Source organism: Sinorhizobium saheli, from assembly GCF_001651875.1.
GTDB classification, from domain to species: domain Bacteria; phylum Pseudomonadota; class Alphaproteobacteria; order Rhizobiales; family Rhizobiaceae; genus Sinorhizobium; species Sinorhizobium saheli.
Genome location: NZ_LNQB01000009.1, coordinates 1 through 1,549, shown reverse-complemented (window position 1 = coordinate 1,549; position 1,549 = coordinate 1). Strand labels below are relative to the sequence as shown.

The 1,549-nt window shown below is 63.6% G+C and carries 1 protein-coding gene; it reads right to left on the bottom strand.

The window, feature by feature from the left end:
* Positions 1-24: 24 nt before the first annotated feature.
* Entirely contained in the window at positions 25-1,371 is a 1,347-nt protein-coding gene (locus ATB98_RS00060) for an IS5 family transposase (protein WP_066867484.1), read from the bottom strand.
* Between the last annotated feature and the right edge of the window lie 178 nt (positions 1,372-1,549).

Here is a 1,549-nt window from a genome sequence, read left to right as displayed (position 1 = left end):
GTCGGCCGTGAACAATAAGCGGACTTAAACGGCGCGGGCTTTTGCGCCGCTATTGAGCCAGGCCAGCAGCAGCCACAAAAGCATCCTCAACCAGTTGAGGAGGAGCGAGAAGTTGTAGCCGGCGGCGGCCAGGACGGCGTTGATGGCGTCGCCGTGTTCGCCGGCGAGATAGTTGCGGCCCATGCGGTGCTCCGCCTTGAGATGGCCGATGACCGGCTCGATCGCCGAGCGCCGCCGCATCTCGCGCTTGATCGTCGGCGTGACGCGCCGCTTTTGGCCGCTGGTGAAGACCCGGAAGCGATGGCTCGCGGGAGCATTGTGGCCACGGTAGCCGGCGTCGGCGAGCATGCGCTCGATCTCGTTGCCGACGGTCTGCTCGATATCGGGAATGACGGTTGCCAGCGTGTGGCCGTCATAGGGATTGCCGGGCAGCGCCTTCGCATGCAGGGCGAACTGGCCGCCCCTCGAGCGTTTCAGCGTGGTGGCGACCGAGACCTTGACGCCGAACTCGTAGGGCCGGTGCGCCTTGCCTTTGCCGATGCATTCGACCTCCGGCGCATGCAGGCTGTAGATCTTGCGGCCGCGCTGGCGTTGCCGCTGCTCTAGAACCGTCGCGGCCTGGTGCAGCGGCCAGAGAAAGACGCTCCGCAGCGTCTCGTCATCGCCGATCTGCCGGGTGATGTCGCGAACGGTGCGGCCGAGATAGGTCCTGAGCTTGCGCAGCGCCTTGTTGGCCCGCTTGAACTGCTTGGCGTGGGCATAGCGCTGGTGCTTGATCAGCGCCAGCTTGCCGACCCGCAGATAGGATTGCCGCAATTTCAGTCCCATCTTTTGCGCCAGACGGACGAGCCGCTCGCGTGCCCGATGGAGGAGCTTCGCATCAGTCGGGAACATCACGTTCTTCGGCTGCACGGTGGTGTCGACGATCACCCGGCGCGTATCCTGCGGCTGCATCGCCCCGGTCTTGACGGCCACCGCCAGGCTTTCCTGCAACAGCGCGGTCAGCCGCTCCTCGCCCATGCGGCCCCGCCAGCGTGTCATCGACGAGCGGTCGAAGGGAAGGTCGTGGCGGAAGAATTCTTCGCCGCACAGATATTGGAAATAGGGGTTCTCCACCCAGCGGGCGCACAGCTCCTCGTCCGACAGGTTGAACGTATGCTTGAGGATCGAAAGACCCGCCATCAGCCGCGTCGGCAGCGGAGGCATGCCGGGGCCGTCGGAATAAACCGCACCGAAGCGGTGCTCCAGAAACGGCCAGTCGATCGCCTGCGCCAGCCGCACCAGTTCGTGTCGCATGTTGATGATCTGATCCAGCCGGGAACGGAACAGATCCTGCTCCCCCGTCTCGCGCCGCTCGCGTGGTCTCGACATCGCCGCTCCTCGATTCACCGCCGCTAAACCGAGTGAATCACGCCTTGCCGAGGCAGCAAACCGCAAAATCAAGTTGCAAGAAAAGCGCCATCAATGAGCGCTTTTCTTGCAACACCGTGCCGCAGAAAACCGAAATTATATCGCACTATCAAAGACGTGCGGATAGTTCACGGGCGAC

Excerpts from the sequence above, each read along its gene's own strand:
- ATB98_RS00060 (WP_066867484.1), bottom strand. The coding sequence starts at position 1,371 with ATGTCGAGACCACGCGAGCGGCGCGAGACGGGGGAGCAGGATCTGTTC.